Here is a 6,213-nt window from a genome sequence, read left to right as displayed (position 1 = left end):
AAATGCTCGATAATACACAAAGTATTATCTGCGCTTTTGGCTTAGCAGCTGCCGCACCTCGCTCGCCGTATCGGCACTTAGAATTATGCGGTATTGCCCTATAAACATCCACGGGCGGATATGAGATTTGCCCCCTGCAACAAAACAAACCCGCAATCTCGATGTTATAACCGGGATTGCGGGTTTTGCTATACTATTATAATGTCTTAATTAAAATTTCCTCCATCCCGCGCTTCGGTACGCAGTAGTTGCGGTTTTCATCGAGATAATACTTCACACTGCCGTCCTGTATTTCCACCAGGTGGCTCTCATGCGTCGGATACCCCAGTGCGACCATATAGCACAGCCGCAGTCCCTCGGGCAGACCCAGCAGCTTGGTCAGCGCGGGCCGGTCGATGGCCCCCATGATGCAGCTGCCAACGCCGTGTGCCCAGGCGGCAGCGGTCAGGCTGCCCAGCGCCAGGCCAATGTCCACATCGTTCGCACCGGGCAGACGGTCGTCCTGCAAGATGGCGATATACGCAGTTGGCTGCTCGTCGGGCTGCGGCGTGCCTTGCTCGCGGGGCAGGTAGGCGGCCCAATGCACCAGCGGCTGCACGGCGGCCACGGCAGCGGGGCTTTCCACAATACAATACCGCACGGTCTGGCGGTTCGCGCCGCAGCTGGCAATGCGGGCCGCATCAACGGCTTCGGTCAGAATCTCGGGCGCAACAGCCCGCTGTGCAAACCGCCGGTAGGTGCGGCGGCTGCGCAGAAATTCCATCATATCCATTTGGGAGCACTTCCTTATTATATAGAGTTCGTGTTTTCATTATAACACGTTTTCTGTTCACGCATCAATCACCGTTGCCGTTTTCCCGATGCCCACCGTCGCTTCGGCGATCTTCCGCCAGCTCGCGCACCCGCATACGCCGTCGGCGGTCAGGCTGAACCGCCGCTGGCAGGCTTTCAGCGCGTTCTCGGTCGCCTTTCCGAAGATGCCGTCCAGTGTGTTGGTGGAATACCCCAGCGCGTTCAGCGCGTCCTGCAGGATCAACACATACGTGCTGCGGCTGCCGCGCCGCAGGGTGGGGTAGCCCGCTGTGGTGCTGCGGCACGCAGGCTTGCCGTACCGCCTGTCAAAATGGACCCAGGTCGGCGTCATCGAAAGCGGCTCCACATACCCCCACGCCCCGGTCCGCGCGGCGGCCTTGTAAATCTTGCGGCGGTTCGCAGCGGTGGTACTTTGCCCCACGTCAAAGGCCACGCCCGCGTAGTGCTGGCTCGTCGTGCCGTGGCCACCCTCCCAGATGCGCTTGAAAGCGTAACCCACCGGGATGCCGCTGCCGTAGGTGCGGCGGGTCAGATTCCACGCCTCCATGGCGGCGGTCGTCGTCCACAGCACGTTGGCTTTGCTGGACCCGCGGAACTCCCGAACCCGCAGTGTCGTGTCGGCGCTGTACGGCATCGGGTCGTTCTCGCCCAAATTGTAGCGGAAAAACTTGTTGTCGTAGGAATCGTACACATAGACTTTTGGCATACCCTATCCCTCCTGACATTCGCGGCAAAGTCCCTGCGCGGCCAGGCGCAGGCTTTCCCAGGTGTCGGCGTCCACAACGCCCAGCGGCTCCAGTCCGGCAGTCAGCTGGTAGCTTTCCAGCGCGGCCTGGGTCGCGGCGTCAAACTGGCCGCTCTCGGGTACAAAATCGGCGGTCTGGTCGACGGAGGCCACTACATTGAGCCACCGCTGCACCTGTAAAACGGCAGGACCGGAGCTGCCCAGCGCCAGCGCCCCGGCGGGCCATACGCCGCCCGGTTTCGGGCTGGCCCCGGCGGGGCTGGCGGCCAGCAGGTCAAGCGCTGCCTGGCGGAACACAGCCCAATCGTCGGCGGTGACAACGCCGGTCTCGTCCAGCCCAAAGTACCGCTGCGCACTGCGCACGGCGATTTCCAGCTCGGGGTCAAAGGTACTGCCCGGTGTGCCGCCGGCCGTAAAGTTGATCTCCGATATCCACTGGCTCAAGAACAGCAGCATCCGGTTCAGCCGCAGCACCTCCGCGCCTGTATCGCCGGGGCGCAGTGCCGCATCGGGTGCGGGCAGGCTGACCGTGCGCACCACCGGCCCGCTGGTGTCCAATGCCAGTGCGGCGTCATACAGGCTTTGGAAGGTCAGCCGCCCCACCACGCCGTCCACGGTCAGCCCGGCGCGGGTCTGCCACGCCTTGACAGCCCGGGTCGTCGCTGCGCCGAACTTTCCATCCACAGTCACGGTGGGCACATCGCTGTAATAGGCTGCCAGCCGCCGCAGGTAATACTGCACAGCCCGCACCGCGGTCCCGCTGCTGCCCTCCCGCGTCGTGGCCGTGAACTGCCCGGGTGCGACATTGGCTGCCACGATTTTGTTTGCCACCGCCAGGCCGACCTCTTTCAGCTTATTCCAGGTGCTGCGCCCGACGACGCCATCAGCCGTCAGCCCGAACAAACTCTGGAACGCCGTCACCGCACTGAGCGTTGCTGCGCCGTAGCTGCCGTCCACGGTCACGGTGTGCAGGGCACTGTAATTGTCCGCTGCCAGCCGCAGCCAGAACTGCACGAGCCGTACCTCCATGCCGGTATCCCCGCGCCGCAGTGCCGTCCCGGGCCAGGCTGTGCCGCCCAAATCGCTCTGCGCGTCCACCCACGCAGCGTACAGCGCGTTCCAGGTCATCTGCCCGACGACACCGTCCGCCGTCAGGTTTTGCTTTTGCTGGAACGCCCGCACGGCCCGCTCAGTCGCTGCGCCGTAGCTGCCGTCCACGCTCACGCGTACCAGCGACGAATCGAACTGCGCCAGGTCGGAAAGCCAGAACTGCACCTGCTCCACGCTGCTGCCGGTGCTGCCGCGCCGCAGTACGGTCCCCGGCCAGCCGCCCGTGCTTTGGATGCCCTCGGCGGTCTCGCCCTCGCTGGTCAGTTCGGCCAGGTCCTTGACGCTGACGTAGATATAGCTGATTTTGTACCACGTCGCCTTGCCCACAATGCCGTCCGCCGTCAGGCCGAACTGCTTCTGAAATTTTTTCACGCTGTTCTCGGTTGCCTCGTCGAACGTCCCGGTCACGACGGGCTTGCCGAAAGATGGGTAGTCCTTCGCGATGCGGGACAGCTGCTTTTGCAGGATGCGCACATTCGTCCCGGTGCTTCCGCGCCGTAAGGGGCTGCCCGGGTAGCTGGACGGAATGGCCGCAATGTTGTTGGTCGTCACCAGCTGCACGCGGTTCCCATAATAGTAGCGCAGGATTTGCAGCGCGTTCAGCCCCTCCCGTGCACGGTCAACCGTGCCCCACTGCTTCATGCCCGGGCAGGTCACAGTCTTGCCGTCGCAGTACTCGGTAAAGTACGGTTCGGCGTCGCCGCTGCGCTGCACAAAGGTGTTGAACAACTCGGCGGTCAACCGCTCCATGACCGCAAACACCGTGCGGCCGTTGACATACGCCTGGTCGTACCCTGGTGAGCCTGTGATGTTGAAACTATATCCCCGGCTGGGGTACCACTCGGTCCAGATGCGGTTCAGCGCCAGGCTGACCTGGGCAATGATGTTGGCGCGCAGGGCCTCTTCCGGCCAGGAAAGCGTACCGCCACAAAATGGCATTGCAACGGCCCGCGAAAAATGCTATACTTAATTCATATGGTTTAAAGATAGGGAAAAGGGGAACGCAGATGAAAATAGGATTCGATAATGACAAATACCTTGCGATGCAGTCTGCCCATATCCGGGAGCGCATTGCCCAGTTTGACAATAAACTCTATTTGGAATTTGGCGGTAAGCTTTTCGACGACTACCATGCCTCCCGCGTGCTGCCGGGCTTCCAGCCGGATTCCAAGCTGCAGATGCTTTTGCAGCTGAAGGAGCAGGCCGAGGTCGTCGTCGTCATCAGCGCCGAGGATATCGTCGCCAACAAGATGCGTGGTGACTACGGCATTACCTACGATGTGGACGTGCTGCGTCTCATCGACGCGTTCCAGGGCGTGGGTCTGTTTGTGGGCAGCGTCTGCGTGACGAAGTACACCGACGCGCCTGAAGTCACAGCCTTTGAACAGAAGCTCAACGCACTGGGCATCCGCACCTTCCGCCATTACAAGATTCCCGGCTACCCCAACGATGTGGCCCATATCGTCAGCGACGACGGCTACGGCAAGAATGATTACATCGAGACCGAGCGCCCGCTCGTCGTCATCACGGCCCCCGGCCCCGGCAGCGGCAAAATGGCGGTCTGCCTGTCCCAGCTCTACCATGAGTATAAGCGCGGCGTCAAGGCGGGCTATGCCAAGTTCGAGACGTTTCCCATCTGGAACCTGCCGCTGAAGCACCCGGTCAACCTGGCCTACGAGGCCGCTACCGCCGATCTGAACGACGTCAATATGATCGACCCCTTTCACCTGGAAGCCTACGGCAAGACCACAGTCAACTACAACCGCGACGTCGAGATTTTTCCGGTCGTCAACGCCATGTTTGAACTGATTGCGGGCAAGAGCCCCTACCGTTCACCCACGGATATGGGCGTCAACATGGCGGGCAACTGCATCATCGACGATGAGGTCTGCCGCGAAGCCTCGCTGAATGAAATCGTGCGTCGGTATTTCAAGTGCCTCTGTGACCAGAAGGCCAGCGGCATTGTCAAACAGGAGCGCTTTAAGCTGGAACTGCTGATGAACCAGGCAGGCATTGCGCTGGGCCAGCGCGAGGTCGAAAAACGCGCCCACGCCACGTCGGAGACTACCGACGGCAAACCCGCCGCTGCCATTGAACTGGCCGACGGCACCATCGTCACCGGCAAGACCGGCCCGCTGCTGGGCGCGGCATCCTCTGCATTGCTGAACGCCCTCAAGAAATTGGCAGGCATCGACCAGGAGATCGATTTGGTGTCCGCCCGCGCTATCGCGCCGATCCAGATGCTGAAAACGAACTACCTGGGCAGCAAGAACCCGCGCCTGCACACCGACGAGATTTTGATTGCCCTGTCCAGCTCGGTTTCCGAGAATGAGTACGCCGCCAAGGCCATGGAGCAGATTCCCAACCTGAAAGGCTGCGATATCCATTCCACGGTCATCCTGTCCAGCGTTGACGCCGATACCCTGAAAAAGCTCGGCATGTACCTGACCTGCGAACCCACCTACGAAGAAGACGACCGTATGTACCATAAAAAGTAAGCAAAAGGGAGAGGGACAACCTCTCCCTTTTGCAGTAGGGGAGAAATTTATCCCTCCCAGCGGCCATCCCCTTATTGCCACATAATCTTTCGCGACCCCGGTAGGGGCCGGGCATGCCCGGCCATCCGCCTTGCCGTTACTGCGATTTAATCTTGCATTATTGTAGGGAGGGGACTTGCCCCTCCGCTGCACATTGCCTTTATTGCCCCTTACTCCCGCCAGGTCGCCCATGTAGGGGCGGCATACATGCCGCCCGCCCCACCTTCCCATCACAACCCCTTGTGCCTATCACCACCCACCACCCCAATATACACCTTGCCCAAAAATCACTCTCAAAATTTGTCAAAAAATCCGAAAAAACTGTTGACAAGAGTCATACTCCTTGCTATAATAATCAAGCTGTCTCGCGGCGGACACGCCGCGAAAAGCGCTTCATAACAGCCTGTATATGTTTTTTGAAGAAGAAATTCTTCAAAAAACTTTCAGAAACCCCCTTGACAATCAAGCGCTTCTGATATATAATATACAGGCTGTCACGGAGACGCGATAGCACAGCAGGACCTTGAAAATTGAACAAAACTGAAACTTGTGGAACCTTGAACGTGGGTTTGGAAACCCACGATAATCAATTCCAAATTTACAAGTAATTCATACAGGACGCAAGCGATTGTGTCTGAGTGATTACAGAGATTTAACGCTTTTAAATGGCGATTAAATACCATTTATAAAGAGTTTGATCCTGGCTCAGGACGAACGCTGGCGGCGCGCCTAACACATGCAAGTCGAACGGAGCTTGAAGAGCTTGCTTTTTAAGCTTAGTGGCGAACGGGTGAGTAACGCGTGAGTAACCTGCCCTGGAGTGGGGGACAACAGTTGGAAACGACTGCTAATACCGCATAAGCCCACGGATTCGCATGGATCTGTGGGAAAAGGATTTATTCGCTCTAGGATGGACTCGCGTCCAATTAGCTAGTTGGTGAGGTAACGGCCCACCAAGGCGACGATTGGTAGCCGGACTGAGAGGTTGAACGGCCACATTGGGACTGA

General features: G+C 59.3%; 4 protein-coding genes and 1 rRNA gene. 2 read left to right on the top strand and 3 right to left on the bottom strand.

The genetic code is table 11. The features are described from left to right. Window positions 1-196: 196 nt before the first annotated feature. From ACZO0A_RS12085 to ACZO0A_RS12075, 3 genes are read right to left on the bottom strand one after another with little or no spacing between them, the layout of a single operon-like run. A complete protein-coding gene (locus ACZO0A_RS12085) occupies window positions 197-772 on the bottom strand; it encodes a nitroreductase family protein (protein WP_486846392.1) in 576 nt (191 codons plus the stop codon). A gap of 57 nt (window positions 773-829) precedes the next feature. Beyond that, window positions 830-1,519 carry a peptidoglycan-binding domain-containing protein gene (locus ACZO0A_RS12080; RefSeq protein ID WP_302375965.1) on the bottom strand — a complete coding sequence of 230 codons (690 nt, stop codon included), beginning with the start codon at window positions 1,517-1,519 and terminating at the stop codon, window positions 830-832. A gap of 3 nt (window positions 1,520-1,522) precedes the next feature. Next, window positions 1,523-3,607, bottom strand: coding sequence for a peptidoglycan-binding domain-containing protein (locus ACZO0A_RS12075; protein ID WP_486846391.1), 2,085 nt, complete (start codon window positions 3,605-3,607; stop codon window positions 1,523-1,525). A 68-nt stretch (window positions 3,608-3,675) separates the two neighbouring features. Here ACZO0A_RS12075 and ACZO0A_RS12070 point away from each other — a divergent pair, with 68 nt between their 5' ends. Together ACZO0A_RS12070 and ACZO0A_RS12065 are read left to right on the top strand one after the other, a co-directional pair. Continuing rightward, complete coding sequence (locus tag ACZO0A_RS12070) at window positions 3,676-5,166, top strand: DUF1846 domain-containing protein (protein ID WP_291232255.1); 1,491 nt, start codon at window positions 3,676-3,678, stop codon at window positions 5,164-5,166. Between the two features lie 721 nt (window positions 5,167-5,887). Then, window positions 5,888-6,213, top strand: a 16S ribosomal RNA gene (locus ACZO0A_RS12065); the annotation flags it as partial.

It is taken from the genome of Gemmiger sp. (genome assembly GCF_057431175.1).
Note: the sequence above shows the minus strand (reverse complement) of the source record. Positions and strands in the feature narration are given on the sequence as shown.